9 protein-coding genes (1 of these 9 only partly in view) are annotated in these 18,001 nt (G+C 60.7%); 2 read left to right on the forward strand and 7 right to left on the reverse strand.

Annotated features, from left to right (window positions below; translation table 11 throughout):
* Window positions 1-56 precede the first annotated feature (56 nt).
* Together H3T89_RS01335 and H3T89_RS01340 are read left to right on the forward strand one after the other, a co-directional pair.
* Window positions 57-941: an ABC transporter ATP-binding protein gene (locus H3T89_RS01335; RefSeq protein WP_198216001.1), complete on the forward strand. Its 885-nt coding sequence runs from the start codon at window positions 57-59 to the stop codon at window positions 939-941.
* A 31-nt stretch (window positions 942-972) separates the two neighbouring features.
* A complete protein-coding gene (locus H3T89_RS01340; RefSeq protein WP_198216002.1) occupies window positions 973-3,627 on the forward strand; it encodes an FtsX-like permease family protein in 2,655 nt (884 codons plus the stop codon).
* Between the two features lie 19 nt (window positions 3,628-3,646).
* On the opposite strand, the gene H3T89_RS01345 is transcribed toward H3T89_RS01340, so the two are convergent.
* From H3T89_RS01345 to H3T89_RS01370, 7 genes are all read right to left on the reverse strand, one after another.
* Complete coding sequence (locus H3T89_RS01345; protein ID WP_198216003.1) at window positions 3,647-4,336, reverse strand: response regulator; 690 nt, start codon at window positions 4,334-4,336, stop codon at window positions 3,647-3,649.
* Between the two features lie 277 nt (window positions 4,337-4,613).
* Entirely contained in the window at window positions 4,614-7,355 is a 2,742-nt protein-coding gene (locus tag H3T89_RS01350) for a DUF7134 domain-containing protein (RefSeq protein WP_198216004.1), read from the reverse strand.
* A 403-nt stretch (window positions 7,356-7,758) separates the two neighbouring features.
* Entirely contained in the window at window positions 7,759-8,742 is a 984-nt protein-coding gene (locus H3T89_RS01355; protein ID WP_198216005.1) for a ribokinase, read from the reverse strand.
* Between the two features lie 54 nt (window positions 8,743-8,796).
* The gene (locus H3T89_RS01360) at window positions 8,797-9,831 is read right to left on the reverse strand and encodes a LacI family DNA-binding transcriptional regulator (protein WP_198216006.1); all 1,035 of its coding nucleotides are present in this window, start codon (window positions 9,829-9,831) and stop codon (window positions 8,797-8,799) included.
* A 477-nt stretch (window positions 9,832-10,308) separates the two neighbouring features.
* On the reverse strand, window positions 10,309-13,536 hold the full coding sequence (locus tag H3T89_RS01365) for an RCC1 domain-containing protein (RefSeq protein WP_332461038.1): 3,228 nt from the start codon (window positions 13,534-13,536) through the stop codon (window positions 10,309-10,311).
* Window positions 13,537-13,774: 238 nt separating this feature from the next.
* On the reverse strand, window positions 13,775-13,921 hold the full coding sequence (locus tag H3T89_RS08850) for a hypothetical protein (protein ID WP_232348371.1): 147 nt from the start codon (window positions 13,919-13,921) through the stop codon (window positions 13,775-13,777).
* A gap of 485 nt (window positions 13,922-14,406) precedes the next feature.
* Window positions 14,407-18,001 carry the 3' portion of an RCC1 domain-containing protein gene (locus tag H3T89_RS01370; protein ID WP_442859981.1) on the reverse strand. It continues 50 nt past the right edge of the window, so 3,595 of the gene's 3,645 nt are visible here — the last part of the coding sequence; its start codon lies off the right edge, out of view; the stop codon is at window positions 14,407-14,409.

Consider the following 18,001-nt stretch of genomic DNA (forward strand, 5'->3'; position numbering starts at 1 on the left):
GCCGCATAGGGTCGGAAGCTGACGGGAGAAAGGTTTCCTCGCGGATAAGGAGCACCATGCAGAACAAAGCGGATAATTCGTCTTCACAAGGGTTGATCGACAGAGCAGGTCCAGGCATCGTGGGTCAGCCGGCCGTCAGCGCCAGGCAGCTGACCAAGGATTATGGGCAAGGATCGAACGCCGTCCATGCCCTGCGTGGAATTGACGTGAATTTCGAACAAGGTCGGTTCACGGCCATCATGGGTCCTTCAGGTTCGGGCAAGTCAACGCTCATGCACGTTCTGGCTGGTCTGGATACTGTCACCTCAGGTCATGTCTATATGGGCGCTGATCTTCTGCATTCGAAGAGCGGAGATCGTCACCATCCATCGATTGATCAGGCCGGCCGAGTCGACCTGACACGAATGGACGACCGTCAGCTGACCCTTATCAGGAGACGGCATCTGGGATTCATCTTCCAGAGCTTCAACCTATTGCCTATGTTCACTGCCAAACAGAACATCCTCATGCCGCTGGTACTGGACGACGTTCGGCCCGACACCTCATGGATGGAGCAGCTGGTAGAGACTCTGGGATTGTCGGAGAGGCTGGACCATCGGCCCAGCGAGCTCTCGGGTGGCCAGCAGCAGCGAGTGGCAATCGCCAGGGCCCTCATCACCAAGCCTTCGATCGTCTTTGCGGACGAGCCTACGGGAAACCTGGACACGGCTTCCTCGACCGAGGTGCTCAGCTTCCTTCGGGATTCGGTCCGCGAGCTGGGGCAGACCGTCATCATGGTCACGCATGATGCCTATGCCGCATCCTACGCCGATCGTGCGCTGGTCTTTGCCGACGGACGGATAGTCGCGGACCGACAGAATCCGACAGTGAAGGCCATGAATGACCTTCTGGCTGAACAAGTGTCGGCTGGCACTGCAGGCGATTCCCAGGTACGGGACTAGGGGGTGCACTGTGTGGCGGATAACCCGTACGATGATGAAGCGCGATGCACGTATGATGATGCCGGCTGGTCTGGCCATCGTTATCGGCACCCTCTTTATGTGCCTGACGCTCCTTTTTGGCAACGTGGCGAAAGCCTCCATGCGTCGCGAGATCAGCGTGGATGCTGGTCAAGCCAACTATGTTGTGGCCTCCAGAGAGGATCAGGACAAGCCAATCCTGTTCGACGAGTTTGACGGCAAAGGACTGTCGAACTTGCAGGGGGTTCGTGGTCTGCGCCCTGATGTCAGCCTCTTGGTGGATACGGAAGCGAACGGTCAATCCAGCAAGGGGATTCTGGCCATTGTGAGTGCCAGGCAGGAACTCATGCCTGTTGATCTGGTCCGGGGGCAATGGCCGGATTCAGATGATCAGGTTGTGCTGCCGCATCCCGTCTCCGACAGGCTCCAGGCGGGCCTGGGTGATAAGGTGCGCCTCCATCTGTCCACCTTGATGCTGCCAGGTAGTGATAGCGATAGTGCTCAGGATTCTGCAAGCAAAGAACGCCTTGTTGACCAAGGAACCGTGGACTTGACCATCTCAGGCATCAGCAAGAGCCGTGGTCGACAGTACGATGCCTTCGGTGGAGCTGTGGTGCTGAGGGATTCTCGGATTGAGCGTCTGCTGAGTATGGCGGGAATAGTTGGACCGGAGTCTCCTCCTGTGAATAATGTCTATCTGCAGGTTGATGGCCAAGGCAAGGAGCTTCAGAACACTCTGCAAAATATCAGGCGATACGTTCCCAAGGGATACCAGCTGGAGGATCGTCGTACCATAGAGGACAGGCTGCTCAGAGAGCAGACCGGTGATGGTGTGGACATCACAACTCTTTTCCTCATGACTTTTGGTTTGCTGGCCATGGTGGTGGCTGCCTTGGTGATTGCCAACACCTTCCAGATCATGGTGGCCAGACAGCGCAGGTATCTGGCCCTGCTGAGGATTATTGGTGCTGATCGACGGCAAATCAGGGTAGGCGTGCTGCAGCAGGCCCTGCTTCTTGGCGTCATATCGTCCCTGATCGGCATCCTGCTGGCCATGGGCTTGATGGGCCTTGCCGGTTGCCTTGGTTTGCATTCGGGCACCATGAAGTTTGAACTCCTGCTTACACTCTCCTCCCTCCTGGTTCCGTTTGTGCTCGGTGTTTTGGCAACCCTGGTGGCTGCCTTTGGATCTAGTCATAGGGCTATCAGAGTCAGACCGCTTGAAGCCCTGCAGCCAGTGGATTATCAGGAGCAGGGCAGCAGGAATCGGACCGGTTTACGAATCAGTATCCTGCTGGCTGTCATTGGTCTGGCGTTGGTGACCTGGTCATCTTGGCGCGTAGGGGAGTTAGTCCGGACAAACTCTGGCGACACAGTCCAGACCAGTAATCAGCAGGAACGATTGCTAGGTCTCGCAGTATTGGGTGTTTTGCTGATCTTTCTGAGTGCGCTGGTAGGGGCTCGGCGATGGATTCCGGCTCTTCTGCGTTGTTTGGGTAAACCTGTGTCCAAGATTGGACCATCTTGCAGGGTCGGAGTGGCGAATATCGCTCGAAATCCCTCACGAGTCGCTGCCACAGGTGTTGCTCTGCTGATTGGCGTAACTCTGGTCTCCACTTTGGCTACGGGTGCGGTAACCGCTAAACGTACTTTGTTCAAGGATATTGATCAGCGTTATTCCGTGGATATTGAAATATCTGGTCAGGGGCTGAACAAGAGAAATGTGCGGGCCATTGAGCGTGTCGAAGGTGTTGCAGATGCAGAGCTGGTGCAGCGATTTAATGCCAAGGTCGAGTCAGGAGGCCCCTCACAAGCTTCCATGACTGTCTATGCCTTGGATGCTTCACGGATCAGGCGAGTGCTTCATGCCGATCTGGGTCCAGATATGCAAAGGTCGGATGCGCTACTGGTGTCGACCAGAACGATTTCCAAGCATTCCGGTTACCGGGATGGAAGTCAGCTGAAGTTGTCGATAGCTGATCCTCAGGCGGACGACGAACGTGAAAAGGAGGCAGATGCAAGAAGAACATTGACCGGGGTCTTCGCCGGATTCGGCGGGCTGGATACCAGTGGCGTCTATGCAATCACGGACTCCCGGAATGTCGCTGGGATTGACACCAAGACGCATGAAATCTGGATTAGGACGCAGGGAGATCGCGATACCGCACTGCTCTTGGATGACATACGTCAGGCTGTAGGAGAGCATGACGACATGGCTATGAGCGGAGGGCTGACGCAAATGAGGACATGGAGCGAAAGAATCGATTCCTTGTTGGCAATCATGGTGGCGTTGCTGGGCGTTGCTGTGATTATCGCCCTGATAGGGGTTTCCAACACTTTGATGATGTCGGTGCTGGAACGCCGTCGTGAGACTGCCACGCTCAGGGCAATCGGCATGAGCAGCGTCCAGGTTCGTCGATCCTTGGGAGTCGAGGCCTGCATGATAGCCCTGGGAGCCAGTCTGGCTGGAATCGTTCTAGGAACGCTCTTCGGATGGATAGGAGCCTACCAGGTCTTTGTGCCCTTAGGGTCCGTGACTTTCACCGTGCCATGGTCGGCTTTTGTGCTGATACTGCCAGTGGCCTTGCTGGCTGCTGTGGCAGCCAGTGTGCTGCCAGCCAGGGAGGCAGTCAAGGTTTCACCCATTGAGGCTCTTGGTGACGATTGATGCTGCATGACGTCCAGGTTCATACCAGATGGTTTTCGTAAGCGAAGACCACCGCCTGGACGCGGTCGCGGGCATTGATCTTCTGGAGAATGTGAGTGACATGAGTTTTCACTGTGGGCAGTGAGATCCCCAGATTGTCGGCTATCTCCTGGTTGCTCAGACCTTGGGCTATGTGAATCAGGACCTGCAGCTCGCGATCAGTGAGCAGGTCCACTTCGGGATCGCGGTAGGTCGATCCCGATGGCATGGACCCGGCCGCAGGCACGTCATGGGCCATGTGTTCGATCAGGCGTTTTGTAGCCGAAGGAGCGATGATCGCATTGCCCCGGTGAACTGTACGGATGGAGGACAGGAGGGTTTCAGGCTCGGTATCCTTGAGCAGAAATCCTGATGCGCCGGCTTTTATGGCAGCCATGACGTATTCGTCAAGATCAAAGGTGGTCAGCACAATGACCCTGGACTCCGGTCGGTCAGGTGACAAGGCAGTGATTCGGCGGGTGGCTGTCAAACCATCCACGCCGGGCATGCGGACATCCATGAGGATTACATCGGGCTGCAGGCGTGAGGCCAGATCCACTGCCTGTTCGCCGTCTGCGCCTTGGCCAACCACGGTCATGTCATCCTGGGAGCCGATGACCATGGCAAAGCCGGCCCGGACCAGATTCTGGTCATCCACGATGGCAACGCTGATGTGTTTGGTCCGTTCCATGATTGCCTGCTTCTTTCCGTTAGATGGTAGCCACCGCTACCATTCAGATTTTATCTGAGTTGAGTGTTGCCAGGAATTACGGCTGATTTTGATTTGTGTCTAAGGCAATCGCTGTAAGTGTTGCCTGAATATCCGTTGCCGGAGTAACTGTCAAATAATTAAACGACTTACCCTAGTCATTGATTCCTGGGGCAGGTTAATGTTCGGATGCATGATTCGTGGGGTGCTTGATTCTTCGGTTGTGCTGATTACCTGCTGTGCTCATTAGTGCTCATTATCAAGAATGCCCATGCCTGGTGTCCGATTGGACATACATCGGTTTCTTGTCCCGTTGCGAATGTTGCGAAGGGTTGTCAACCTGATCGTTAAGATCTACTGGCAGGGGTTTGGCTGGGTGAAGAGCTGTCATAGGTGGGGTTTTGTGGGTGGATTCAACCTTGTGGCTCCCATCTGAATTAACACTCTTGTTCGGGTCATGGATGGTCTCGGTGTCTGAATGCGGGTCGGTGCTGGAACTGTGACGCAGGACTGTTAGCAGTTGCCGCATCCGAGCCAGGGCCTCGCGTCCTTGACTTGCAATGTCGCCGAAGGCTTGTGCTATCTGTTCCGGGGGAGGGCTCACTCCCTTGACTTGATAATCGTTCAACACGCCGATGGCTTTAGTGGTGGATGCAATGACTGTATTTAGTGTGTCAGCTACTTCTACCTGCATGGTGGCGCCGATAAGTTCCCGTTCCTGATTGGCGGCCAGAGCCTGGCTTTCCTGCAGGGTCTGGCTTAGCGCGCGCTCGCGTTCCTGCTGCAGAATAAGGACCGAACCACGAGTGCGTTGGTGCGACGCAATCAGAATGGTCAGCAGACAGATCAAGGCCGGCGCGGCCATCACTGTGAAATGCGTTAAATTGGACGCAGAAAAAGGTGATTCTGCTGGTCGTTCTGTAATGTATGACAGAACGTTGGGACACCCTTGGTTATTGGCCACACATCTGGCAGCCCATAAAACCACATCCGTGATGACCGCGAATGGAACCCATCGCCTGGTGGTGTCTTTACCGTAAACCACTGCCGAATAGACGGCGATTGGGGAACAGATCGCAGCCTCTGGCAGCCATGGCGAGAAGAGCAGCAGCAGGGCGGCAACTGCAGCCACTAGGGCGGCGCAAATGCCGGGACGGACTCTGCGCACAATCAGAGGCAAAGTGATACCTAGCGTGGCGATGATCCTTACTGGTCGGCCCGGATCATATTGGGGCGTGACAGGTGCTATAGAAAGAGCTTGACCTGGATTCCCTACCAACACGAGTCCGATTACCAAACCCAGGTCGGCTGTCAATGGATGGCGTTGAAACCAAGTGAAGAGCTTGGAGACAATCGAGCGCAGGGACCATCGAGCTTGTCGATTTGCGTATATTCCCATTTCGGGGTCGGATTTTGGCGGAGCGACAAAAGGAATCCATACCTGAAGGTGGTAACCGCCATTTGGTTTGGGACCAGCCTGAAGGTTGCCTCCCAGAGACGTCAGTCGTTCCCGCATTCCCAAAAGGCCGAAGCCTGAATGCTCAGGTTGTTCCATCTGCGGCTGAGAATCTGAAAGAGTAGTGGCAAGGTCAAGCGGGTAGTCGTCAATAGTCAGGCTCAAACCGTCCGTGAACCACCGTTCATCAATCAACACGTGTGAAGCAGGAGCGGCATGCTTGCGAACATTGGTCAATGCTTCCTGCAGGACCCGGTAAACAGTTATGGCGCGGCTGCGATCCAACCTTTGCGGTTGGGGCCGGCCTTCGACTCGTCGACTGAATTGTGATTCTGGCTGAGTGAGTCGAGCCGCATCTATCAGGTCTGTCCATGATCCGTAGCTGGTCGGTGGATTGCTTGAAGAGGTGGCAGCCGAGGGCCAAGTATGTGCATTGCCGGCCGTATCAACGTTGGCCTTGGCAGTGTTAACAGTTGGAGTCTCTTTAATTGTGGGAAGATGACCGCTGGCTTGTCTTGGTTGAGCAAGTTCTGCATCAACTGAATTGCGATCATGCGCGTTCGCAAATTGACGAGTAGAGCTCGTTGGGGCAGTTGCTTGAGATTGGTCAAGTATTTTTGGGGAAGACTGGTGTTGACTTGGGGGGAAATCCGTTGTTTTTTGGCTGGTTTCGGCCGCCGGGTTGGTTGGAGCCCTGAGTTTGCCGAAGAGCGAGCTCAGCTCACGTAGGGCGCGACGGCCCTCTTGATCAATCGTGCGCATGGTCTTGAGGGCCAGGTTCGCATCGGCAGTGGCAGCATATCTGCCGGCATCGGCCTGCACGATGACAATGGACAGGGTGTGTGCGACGACATCGTGCATATCACGGGCCATGCGGGCCCGCTCAGCGCTTGCAGACAGGGCCGCGCTTTGTTCTGCCTGCAGGGCCAAGGCGTGGTTGCGTTGCCGGGCCTCGTCAAGGGCATCCCGCCTGGTCTGCGTCCAGTAGGAGGCAATGATGGCGACGAGCAGCAGAAGCCCATCGAACAGAAAATTCAATAGGAAGTTGATCGTCAGCTCTTTAAATGAGCTCGGCGACATGAAGGTGCGGTCCTGCCGTGTCCTGCCTGGAGGCAGAAACCCCGAATTGACCAACGTGAAGGCCAGGCAGGCTAAGGACATCATGACCCAGGTCAAGGTCAGGTAGAGTCGACGCAGGGATGGGCGTCCGTAGAGCAGACAGGAATAGACCATTACCAGGCAGACTGCATCAGCGAGCATGATGGCAGGCCCCAACAGGAGCTGAGCCAGAGCCACAGCGATGAAGAGCCCGGCTGCCAGGTCGGGGAATCGGCGACGGATAATGACAGGCGCTATGATCAGGATCGTCCAGATCAGAATTTGGATTTTCTGCGAGGGGATCAGGGCTCCATCTATTGGAACGGAAGCGGAGGTGGGGCCGCTCACCAGTAGAAGTAGAAGGATGGCCAGGAGAGTGTCAGTCAGCAGCGTTCGACCGTTGGACCCGGTGATCGGCCGCTGCGCTGTTTGACTGACTGTGTTCATGGAACCAACAATATTCGTGGGTGATGGGAGGCGCCATCAGTCCGAGGGATGATGTGGTCAAATATGGTCCCTGGCTATCGCAAGGTGGATGATTCGGAGCAGTCACAATCGGGGGTGGGTGCTTGATGATTGGTCGAAGGATTGTGGCTTTGCAGATGTGGTTACTGATCATCGGTTTAGCCACCTCGAGGGGCTTAATGCCGTTCCTTCACTCAAATACCAGTCAGGCCGACTCCCCGTCGTGCATTCCACAACGGTTCGTCGGCCTGACAAAGCCGGGGAGGGGCCAAAAGCGGTCCACCTGCCTAATCGTTGGACCCCGACCAACGGACCTCGGTCATAAGACCCCGGTGGACTAATCCCGATGGCTTGATTTTGATGGTCCGCCCCCGAGCGCCCAATCTCAGGAGAAACGCAGCCGAATCTGCTCGGCTGTGCCGTAGGAGGCCTGCGCCCCCTGCCCGGTGGCGGCGTAGGCGGAGACGTAGGAGGCCAGCTGGGCGGCCTGCACCAGGGTCATGTCGGAGGCAAGGCCGGCCAGCACGGTGCCCATGAAGGCGTCCCCGCAGCCGGTGGTGTCCACGGCGTCCACATGCACGGCGTGAATCCGGTAGGTCCGGCCCTGGTCCAGCACCATGGATCCCTCGCCGCCCAGAGTGACGATGGCCCGGTAGAAGCCGAAGTCCCGCATGGTCTGGTTGATCCGGTCCCAGTCGGCCCCCAGCCAGTCGCCGTCCTCGGGCTCGTCGATGCCCAGCAGCTGAGCCATCTCATGCTCGTTGACCAGGATCAGATCCGAGTTGGCGATCAGGTCGGCGGGCAGGTCGGCACGGAAGGGGGAGTCATTGAGCAGCACGGTCATGCCGGCCTCGTGGCCCATGCGCGCGGCCTCGGTGACCGTCTCGATGGGGCTCTCCAGGCACAGGCCCAGCACCTTGGCCGAGGTCAGGGCCTGGCGGGAGCGATGGGCGTAGTCCACATCCACCTTGCCGTTGGAGCCGGGGGAGTAGACGATGGTGTTCTCGCCGCGCGCATCCACGGTGATGACTGTGGTTCCGCTGGCTCCCGGCACGGTCATCACATGGGAGACGTCCACCCCGGCGTTGCCCAACTGCCCCAGCAGGAAGTCGGCGTTGGAGTCGGATCCCACGGCCCCGAAGAGCCTGACCTGGGCGCCGATGCGGGCCGCGGTCGCCGCCTGGTTGGCCGACTTGCCCCCGGGCAGCACCTGCAGGGGACCGCCGTTGATGGTCTCGCCGGGCTTGGGCAGCCGGTCGGTGTTGACGGTGTAGTCCGCATTCATGGACCCGACCACCGAGATGGATCCTGTGATGGTATCCAGTCCCTTGAGCACCTGGTCGGATGCCGCCGCCATATCTTTAATCATGTTTCTCCGTTCCTTGATGAGCTTGTCCGCCTTGATAATCACACTGTGACAGGTTCAGGGATCCTGGCCGGTGTGCGCGGGCGGGCGCCCCACCGAGGCGCAGTGGCGGTAGCTGGTCTGTAGCCGGACCGACCGCACGGGCGAGCCTGCCATCAGAGCCAGGAGCATGTCCACGCAGCGGGTCCCCATGGTGTCGATCTGCTGGGAGATGGTTGAAACTGCCGGGGTCAGGATGCGGAAGACGGGCAGGTCGTCGAAGGTGATCATGGACAGGTCCTCGCCGATGCTGATTCCCCGGGACTGGGCCGTTTTGATGGCGCGTATGGCATCCAGGGAGGATCCGAAGAGCACGCCGGTGATTCCCTGCCGGGCCCAGAGGTCGATCATGTCGGGGTCGAAGGTGCCGGGGTCAACCTGGTCGGCCAGGGGGTCGTCCATGTCTTTTATGCTTGCCAGCAGGTTCCGGTATACGTCCAGACGTTCCCGGAAGGTGGCCGATTCCTTGAGTGGCCCGGGCACCAGGGTGATGCGTCGGTGGCCCTGGGCGTGCAGATCCTCAAGGGCCTGCCGCAGACCGGGCTTAGGGTCGGCGTCCACGTAGGGGATTGTCCGCCCGTCGCGTCCGGCGGCACCCTCGGCGGCACGGTCCACGCAGACCAGGGGCAGTCCGCGTCGGGTCAGTTCCTCCAGGGTGCGCGAGGAACGCGGCCCGGGCACGATGATGGCTCCGTCGATGTGCTGGCCCAGCAGGTTGCGCACCTGGGCCCGATCCTCGCCGGGGTCGCCCTGGGTGGAGGTGCAGATCAGGGTCTGGAAGCCATGGTTGAGCAGCTGGCCCTGAATCAGATAGGCCAGATCCGCGAAGTAGGAGTTGCGGATGTCGGGGATGAGCAGGCCGATGGTGCGCGAGTGGGCGGAGTGCATGGATCGGGCCCGGGAGTCCGGCACATAGTGCAGGTCGTGGATGACCTGGTTGATGCGCTGTCGTGTGGCGGGGGAGATGCGCCCGGAGTCGTTGAGGGCTCGGGAGACCGTCGATACGGAGACACCGGCCCGTTGGGCCACATCCCTGATCGTCGCGTATGCCATCATGGCCTTTCGTCGAAGTGGTCGGCCGCCGGGCCGGACTGCCGACCTCGGCGGTTGCCTGACCGCCGCCATGGGCAGGCGAACGGTTCTGACAGCCTTCAGTTATATCAGTGCGGTAACGATACCGCAACTTTCACTGCATGCCCGCCGAGGCTTGGCTGTGGGTGAAGGCGGGCGTGGCTGAATGCTAGGGGCTGAAGCTGCTGTTTGCGCGATTATGCTGGGGTAGGGAGATGAACAGCGGCCGGGCTGGTTTGGGGCTGTTAGGCCTTCTGGCCGGTCTGGCCGTGTTTCCTCCTCTCCCGGGCGGGGACGGGGGCGTGCATGCCTGCCCTCGGCTTCTGCCTGCGGAAGTGTGGTGGGGGCGCGGGAGGGAAGTGTCGGCTCTCTTGGGGTTGAGCCTAAAGTGGCACTTGTCCTCCCTGCTCCCCCTTGATGGGCCGGGGGCGGGGGGATTGATACGCCGCCCGGCCGCTCTTACTCGTGCGAAGCGTGAAGCAGTCGGCGTGTCTCCTGCCGGTGGCGGCGTGAGGCGAGGACCCCGCCCATGCCGGTCATGCCGGTGGCCAGGGCGAGCAGGATGCCCTGCCCGCCTGCCTGGGGGAGCACGCCTGCTGGCAGGTACGTGTACCTGAGGCTAGTGTCCGGCGTTTGGGGTGCGCCGCCCAGCGTGTAGTCCACGCTGACGGTGACCGTGCCCGGCTGGTGTGCGGGCGTGGTCACGGTCACGCTATTGCCGTCGCCGCGCGTCAGCCCTGATGCGGCGGTCTGGTCGAACCTGACGCCGGTGATCACCAGAGCCAGGTTGAACGATACCGGCACAGGAGCCGACTTGCTGTCTGTGCTGCCGTCGCCGAGCCGGCCATAGCCGTTGCCTCCCCATGCCCAGGCGTTCCCGTCGCTGCCCACGGCCAGCGAATGACTCCATCCGCCGCTTACTTGTGCGGCTTGCAGTCCTTTGCTCCTGTCGGTGGGGCTGGCGGGGTCGCGCACGCGCACAGGAACAGACGAACTCGCATAGCTGCCGCTGCTGTTGTTGCCGAGCTGGCCATACTGGTTGTCTCCCCATGCCCAGGCGTTGCCGTCGCTGCCGAGGGCCAGTGAATGAGAGCCTCCGGCGCTGACCTGCAGGTAGGTGAAGTCCGCTGGCAGGTCCGGGTAGGTTTTCCGGTCGGGCGTCCTCACCCTGACCGGCGCAGCCCGGTAGCTGACGGTTGTCCCGTCGCCGAGCCGGCCATTGCCGTTGTGTCCCCAGGCGTAAACGTTGCCGTCGCTGCCCACGGCCAGCGAATGCCAGTATCCGGCGCTGACCTGCAGGTAGGTGAAATCCTCCGGCAGGTCCGGATACATGCTGCGGTCGGGCGTCTTCACCCTGACCGGCGCAGACTGGCTGTAGCTGCCTGTCCCGTCGCCGAGCTGGCCATAGTAGTTGTATCCCCAGGCGTAAACGTTGCCGTCGCTGCCGAGGGCCAGTGAATGAGAGCCTCCGGCGCTGACCTGCAGGTAGGTGAAGTCCGCCGGCAGGTCCGGGTACGTGCTGCGGTCGGGCGTCTTCACCCTGACCGGCGCATGCCGATCGGTGGTTGTCCCGTCGCCGAGCTGGCCATCGCCGTTGTATCCCCAGGCGTAAACGTTGCCGTCGCTGCCCAGGGCCAGGGAATGATAATATCCGGCGCTGACCTGCAGGTAGGTGAAATCCGCCGGCAGGTCCGGGTACGTGCTGCGGTCGGGCGTCTTCACCCTGACCGGCGCAGTCTGATAGCTGCTGGTTGTCCCGTCGCCGAGCTGGCCATTGCTGTTGTTTCCCCAGGCGTAAACGTTGCCGTCGCTGCCCAGGGCCAGTGAATGAGAGCCTCCGGCGCTGACCTGCAGGTAGGTGAAATCCGCTGGCAGGTCCGGGTACGCCTTGCGGTCAGGCGTTCTCACCATGACCGGCGCATGCTTGTCGTCTCTCGTCCCGTTGCCGAGCTGGCCATAGTAGTTGGATCCCCAGGCGTAGGCGTTCCCGTCGCTGCCCACCGCCAAGGAAAAACCATAGGTGTAGTCCCTTCCTCCGCTGATCTGGCTGAATCTGATGCCGCGGCTGGCGCTGTCGGGCGGGGTGATGGTCGTGGGTTCCCTGCCCAGCTGGCTGCCCTTATCAGGGCTGATGCTCCACCCGCTGTTCCGGCTTGCCGGCGTCCAGTGGGCGGCCAGGGTCAGGTACTTGTCGACGGGTCTGCTGAAATCGTAGGCGATATTGCCGATGAACCATCCGTCGAACAGGAAGCCTTCCCGCTCAGGGTCGGGGGAGGGGCGTTTCGCCCTCCCGTACGGGGCGGGGACAGTCTGGTCTGCTGGTTTGGGGTTTCCGCCGCCTGTGTCGAAGCGGACCGTGAACGCGGATCCTGGTTCCGCAGCCCGTGCCGGCGGCTGGTCGACCGTGTACGCAAGGCTCCTGGCGAAAGGCTGCCCGTACTGCCTGCCAGTGATGAGGATGGCGGCTTGTCCCGGCTTGCGGGCGGGAGCTTCAGCCCGCCAGGCGCTGCCGGTCTTGCTGAGGTTGAGCGGCTGGCCGTCCAGGCTGGCTGATTCCAGGATGGGCGCTGTGGCGGTGCTGACTCTTGCTGGCTTGTCTGGGTTGTTTTGAGGGTTCATGCTCCATGTGAGCATGCCGCCCTGCCTGCTGATGGCGCTGATCCTGTTGCCGGCAGCGGCGGCCTGCACGTAGGCTTGGTTCCTGCTGTCTGCGCGTTTGGGGGTCTTGCCGGGCTGCCAGGTACAGACGTGGCCGTCCGCATCAGTGATGGCGGCCTGGTCCTTGTTGGCGGTGATCCGGCTGGCCTGCGCGCCGTCCGGCAGGCTGACTGGGGTCATGCTTGTCGTGCTGCCAGCCAGGTACCGGGCCTGCCCGTCCGTGTCCAGGAGGAGGAACCCCTGGTTGAGGGCCTGCGCCTGGACGATACGGGTTTCCGGCTGCTGCTTGACGCGGACGGGCTTGCCGCTTCCTGTCTTGCTCATCTCCCAGGTCCAGGCCTGCCCGTCCTCGTCCACGATGAGGGTCCGGCTGGCGGAGGCGACGGCGGTGACGGCCTGCGCCTTTCCGGGCAGGCTGATGGCGGCCTGCTCCAAGAATTTCGGGTTCAGGCCCTGGCTGTCGGCCTGGCTGGTCCGGAAAGCGTGGATTTGTCCTTGTTGGTCCACTGCCAGGAGCCGATCGTCGTTCATGCTGATGCTGGTGAACCTGATGTTCCGATCGGCGTCAAGGATGGCGGGCGTGGGCTGTCTGCTGGCCCAGGTGTATATCCGCTGGTCGGATCCCAAAGCAGCCTGCGATCGGCTGCCTGCTGAGGCCTGCAGGTAGCGGAACCCGGCAGGAGCCTGGGCGGGGGAGGGAACCTGTTTGGGTGTGCTGTCCTGCGTCCAGGTGTGGATGCGGCCGTCGCCGGCCAGGCCGAGGAACCGGTCTCCAGCGGCTTGGATGCTGGCGAATTGAGGTTCCTGCCTGTCGGGCGGGCTGATGGTCAGCCGGGCGCCGGAGGCGGGCCCGTGCTCCGGGCTCAGCCGCCAGTCCGCGGTCTTGGTCCACTCTGCTTTCAGGGTGGTGTCCTGGAGGATGGGGGTCCGGAAGTCATAAGGCTGGTTGTCGTGTGTCCACCCGTCGAACCGGAAGCCATCACGTTGAGGATTCTGCTGCGGAGGGAAGGCGAGCGTCCCGGTCTTCACGCTCGCCTGGGTGGGTGTGCTGCCGTTGTTCGGGTCGAAGCGCACTGTGTGTGAAGGTTGATCATCCGCCTTTTTGGTTGATTTGGCCGTAGCGGAGTCTGCGCTGTCGGGTGTTTCCGTCGTCGATGACGGGGTGTTTGGGCTTGCTGTCGGGCTTAACGGTGTGGTGGATTGTATCGGTGATGGTGTGGGCGGTGGCGTGCTGGTTGCGCTGCTGGGGAGAATGCCGGAGTTTTGCTTAGCTACGCGAGGGGTCTGACGACCCCCCCCCCCCGGTGAGGACAGGAGCATCCGCCTGGGCGGATGCGACGCCCAGGCCCGCAAGCATTCCCAGCAGGACGATCATCATCGCCAGGATGCGACGCAGACGGGAAACCAAATGCATCACCAAAACCCCTTCACCAGACACCAAGCGGTATCAACACCGCTTGCCTACTCAAGTTCTGCCTGCCAGCGCCAACCCTGCATCACATCGCAGGAGCCAATGGCGCAAGCCAGCCGTCTTCTCGACATCCCCCGCTTTTCACCCTACCACCCAGCCCGCCGACAACACACACAAGCCAATAGCCTCCAGGTGACGATGATCCCGCTAGGTTGGGGGAATGCGGTTGTTCAAAACAATTATGCCCAGCCGTGAAGCAAGTACGGAAACCGATCTGACTTGGAGCCATGTGACCTTGGCGAGTCTGGCCACGTCAATATCTGTCTCAGGCCGAGGAAAAGAGCAGCTTGCTCGTATTTCCGCCATCAGAAATGTGGTGGGGCGCAGGAGGAGTGCCGGCTCCTTGGGGATTGAGCCTTGTATGACACTTTCCTCCATGCGCCCCCGTTGAGGCGGGTGGACGGGGGTTGACCCACCTGCCAGCCTTCTTACTCGTGTGAAGTATGTAGGAATCGCTTCGTTTCTTTCCTTTGGCGGTGGGAGGCCAGCATCCCGCCCATGCCGGTCATGCCGGTGGCCAGGGCCAGCAGAATGCCCTCACCGCCGGCCTGGGGGAGCACACCTGTAGGCGTGTATGTGTAGGTGAGGGATGTGTCGGTCAGCGTGTTTCCTGCGCCGCCCATCGTGTAGTCCACGCTGACCGTGACCGTGCCTGGCTGATGTGCGGGCGTGAGTACAGTGGCGCTGTTGCTGACAGGAGTCAGATGCGTGCCGGGGCTGGCGTCGAACCTGGCTGCGGCGATCACCGGCTGCAGGTTGAACACCACCGACACAGGAGCTAACTTGCCGTTGGTGGTGCCGTCGCCGAGCCGACCGTTTCCGTTGTTTCCCCAGGCGTACAGATATCCGTCGCTGCCCACGGCCAGCGAATGCCAGTATCCGGCGCTCACCTGTGTGGCTTTCAGCCCTTTGTTTGTGTCAGTGGGGTTGGCGGGGTCACGCACGGGCACAGGAACATACGAATCCGTTTTCGTGTTGTTACCGAGCTGACCATACCAGTTGTATCCCCAGGCGTAGGCGTATCCGTCGCTGCCCACGGCCAGCGAATGCCAGTATCCGGCGCTCACCTGTGTGGCTTTCAGCCCTTTGCTCGTATCAGTGGGGTTGGCGGGGTCGCACACGCGCACAGGAAAAGGATTCCCACTGTAGCTGTCGTTGGTGGTGTTGTTACCGAGCTGGCCCTTGATGTTCCATCCCCAGGCGTATGCGTACCCGTCGCTGCCCACGGCCATCGAATGATCGTATCCGGCGCTGATCTGTATGGCTTTCAGCCCCGTACTCGTTTCGAAGGGATTGCCGGGGTCGCGCACGCGCACAGGGAAAGCCGAATGTGAATCCTCAGAGATGTCGTTGGTATTGTCGCCAAGCTGTCCATAGCTGTTCCATCCCCAGGCGTACACGTATCCATTGCTGCCCAAAGCCAGCGAATGCAAGTTACCGGCGCTGACTTGTATGGCTTTCATCCCCATACTCTCATCAGCAGGGCTGTCGGGAGTGCGCACGAGTACCGGGAAAGGCGAATACTCGCTGAAACCGCTGGTGTTGTTGCCGAGTTGGCCATACCAGTTCCATCCCCAGGCGTAGGCGTTTCCGTTGTTGCCTACAGCCAGCGAAAAATCGCCTCCGGCGCTGACCTGTACGGATTGCAGCCCTTTGCTCGTGTCGGCGGGGGTGGCGGGGTCGCGTATGCGCACAGGAACATACGAATTCGTTTTCGTGTTGTTGCCGAGTTGGCCGAAGCCGTTGTATCCCCAGGCGTACACGTAGCCATCACTGCCCAAGGCCAGCGAATGCCGACCTCCAGCGCTGACCTGCACGTAGGTGAAATCCGCCGGCAGGTCCGGATAGCTCTCTTGATTAGGCTTCTTCACCATCACCGGCGTAGACCGGGAGTTTTTGGCCGTCCCGTCGCCAAGCTGACCATACGTGTTGTCTCCCCAGGCGTATGCGTTCCCGTCGCTGCCCACGGCCAGTGAGAATGAACCGGTGTTTGAGCTGCTGATCTGGTTGAACTTGATACCATTTGTATTGGTTGGTGGGGTAATGGTGGTCGTTTCACCGCCGATTTGGCTACCCGTATCAGGGCTTATTGTCCACTTGTTTGACGACCAATGGGCAGTAAGTCTGAGGTCCTTGGTTACAGGCCTGCTGAAGTCGTAGGCGACATTGTCGATGAACCATCCGTAGAACTGGTAACCAGCACGCTTCGGGTCGGGGGAGGGCCGCTTCACCCTACCGTAGGGGTAGTCGACTTGCTGGGGTTGGGGTGCCTGGCTTCCTCCGGCTGTATCGAAGGTGACCGTGTGGGTGGAATCCTGTTGGATATCCCTTAACAGCGGCTGGTCGACGGTGTACTTGAGGCTGCTGCTGAAGGGCTGGCCGTCTTGTCTGCCGGTGATAGTGATGGTGGCTTGTCCGGGCTCGTGGGCTGGAGCTTCTACCTGCCAGGTGTCGTCTGTTTTGCTGAGCGTCAATGCCTGGCCGCTCATGCTGGCTGATTCCAGTGTGAACGTTGTGATAGTGGCGATTCTTGCTGGCTTGCCCTGATCATTGTGAGGGTTCAGGCCCCATGTGAACAAGTTGCCTTGCCCGTCTATGGCGGTGATTCTGCCGTCGGCTTCGGCCGCCTGTATGTATTGCTTGCTCCCGTTGTCCGCGGGCATGGGTGTTTCGCCTGGCTTCCAGGCCCAGAGGTGGCCGTCTGTGTCGGTGATGATGGCCTGGCTATCGTTGGCGCTGATCCGGCTGGCTTTATTGCTTTCCGGCAGGCTGACCGCTGAGATGCTGGTCGTGTTGTCGGCCAGGTAATGGATCTGCCTTTCTGCGTCCAGGAGGAGGAATCCTTGGTCGAGGGCTGCGGCTTGGACGGTGCGCATTCCCGGGTCCTGTTTGATGGGTTCAGGTTTGATGTTGCCGGTGTTGCTCGTCTCCCAGGTCCAGGCCTGGCCGTCCGCGTCCACGATGAGAGCCTGGCTGCCGGAGGCGACGGCGGTGACGGCCTGCGTCTTTCCAGGCAGGCTGAGCGTCACCTGTTCGGCGGGCTTCAGATTCTGATTCTGGCTGTCGGCCTGGCTGTTTTGGAAGGCGTGGACCTGTCCTTTCTCGTCCACGGCCAGGAGCCGGTCGTCGTTTATGCTGATGCTGGTGAACCTGGTGTTCTGGCTGGCGTCGAGGATGGTGGGCGTTGTTCGTCCGCTGGTCCAGGTGTAGATGTGCTGGTCGGATCCGAGCGCGGCCTGCAGGTGGCTGCCGGCTGCGGCCTGCAGGTAACGGAACCCGTCGGGAGCCTGGGCGGGGAGAGCAACTTGGCTGGGTGTGTGGTCCTGCGTCCAGGTGTGGATGCGGCCGTCGCCTGTCAGGCCGATAAACTGCTCTCCGGCGGCTTGGACGCTGGCGAATTGAGGTTCCTGCCTGTCGGGCGGGCTGATGGTCAGCCTAGTGCCGGTGGCGGGTCCGTGGTCCGGGCTCAGTGTCCAGTCCGTCGCCTTGGCCCATTGGGCTTTCAGGGTGGTGTCCTGCAGGATGGGGGTCCGGAAGTCGAAAGGCTGGCCGTCTAGTGTCCACCCGTCGAACCGGAAGCCGGGACGCTGCGGGTTCTGTTGCGGGGGGAGGGTGACGAGGGTGCCGGTTTTCACGTTCGCCTGTGTGGGTGTGCTTCCGTCGGCGGGGTCGAAGCGCACCACATGCGAAGTTTGATCATCCGTCTTATCGGATGGCTTGGGTGAAGTGGATCCTGTGTCGTCAGGCGTGCCCGTCTGCGATGACGGGGTGTCCGGGTTCGGTGTGGTGGTGCCTAACGGCGAGGAAGGTGTCAGCGGTGACGGTGTGGGCAGTGGTGTGCGGGTTGCGTTGCTCGGGAGAATGCCGGTGGTTTGCTTAGCTACGCGAGGGGTCTGACGGCGGGGGGGGGGGGGGGGGGGGGGGGGGGGGGGGGGGGGGGGGGGGGGGGGGGGGGGGGGGGGGGGGGGGCGGGGGCGGGGGGGGGGGGGGGGGGGGGCGGGGCGGGGGGGGGGGGGGGGCGGG

The organism is Bifidobacterium sp. W8114 (genome assembly GCF_016101165.1).
GTDB classification, from domain to species: domain Bacteria; phylum Actinomycetota; class Actinomycetes; order Actinomycetales; family Bifidobacteriaceae; genus Bombiscardovia; species Bombiscardovia asteroides.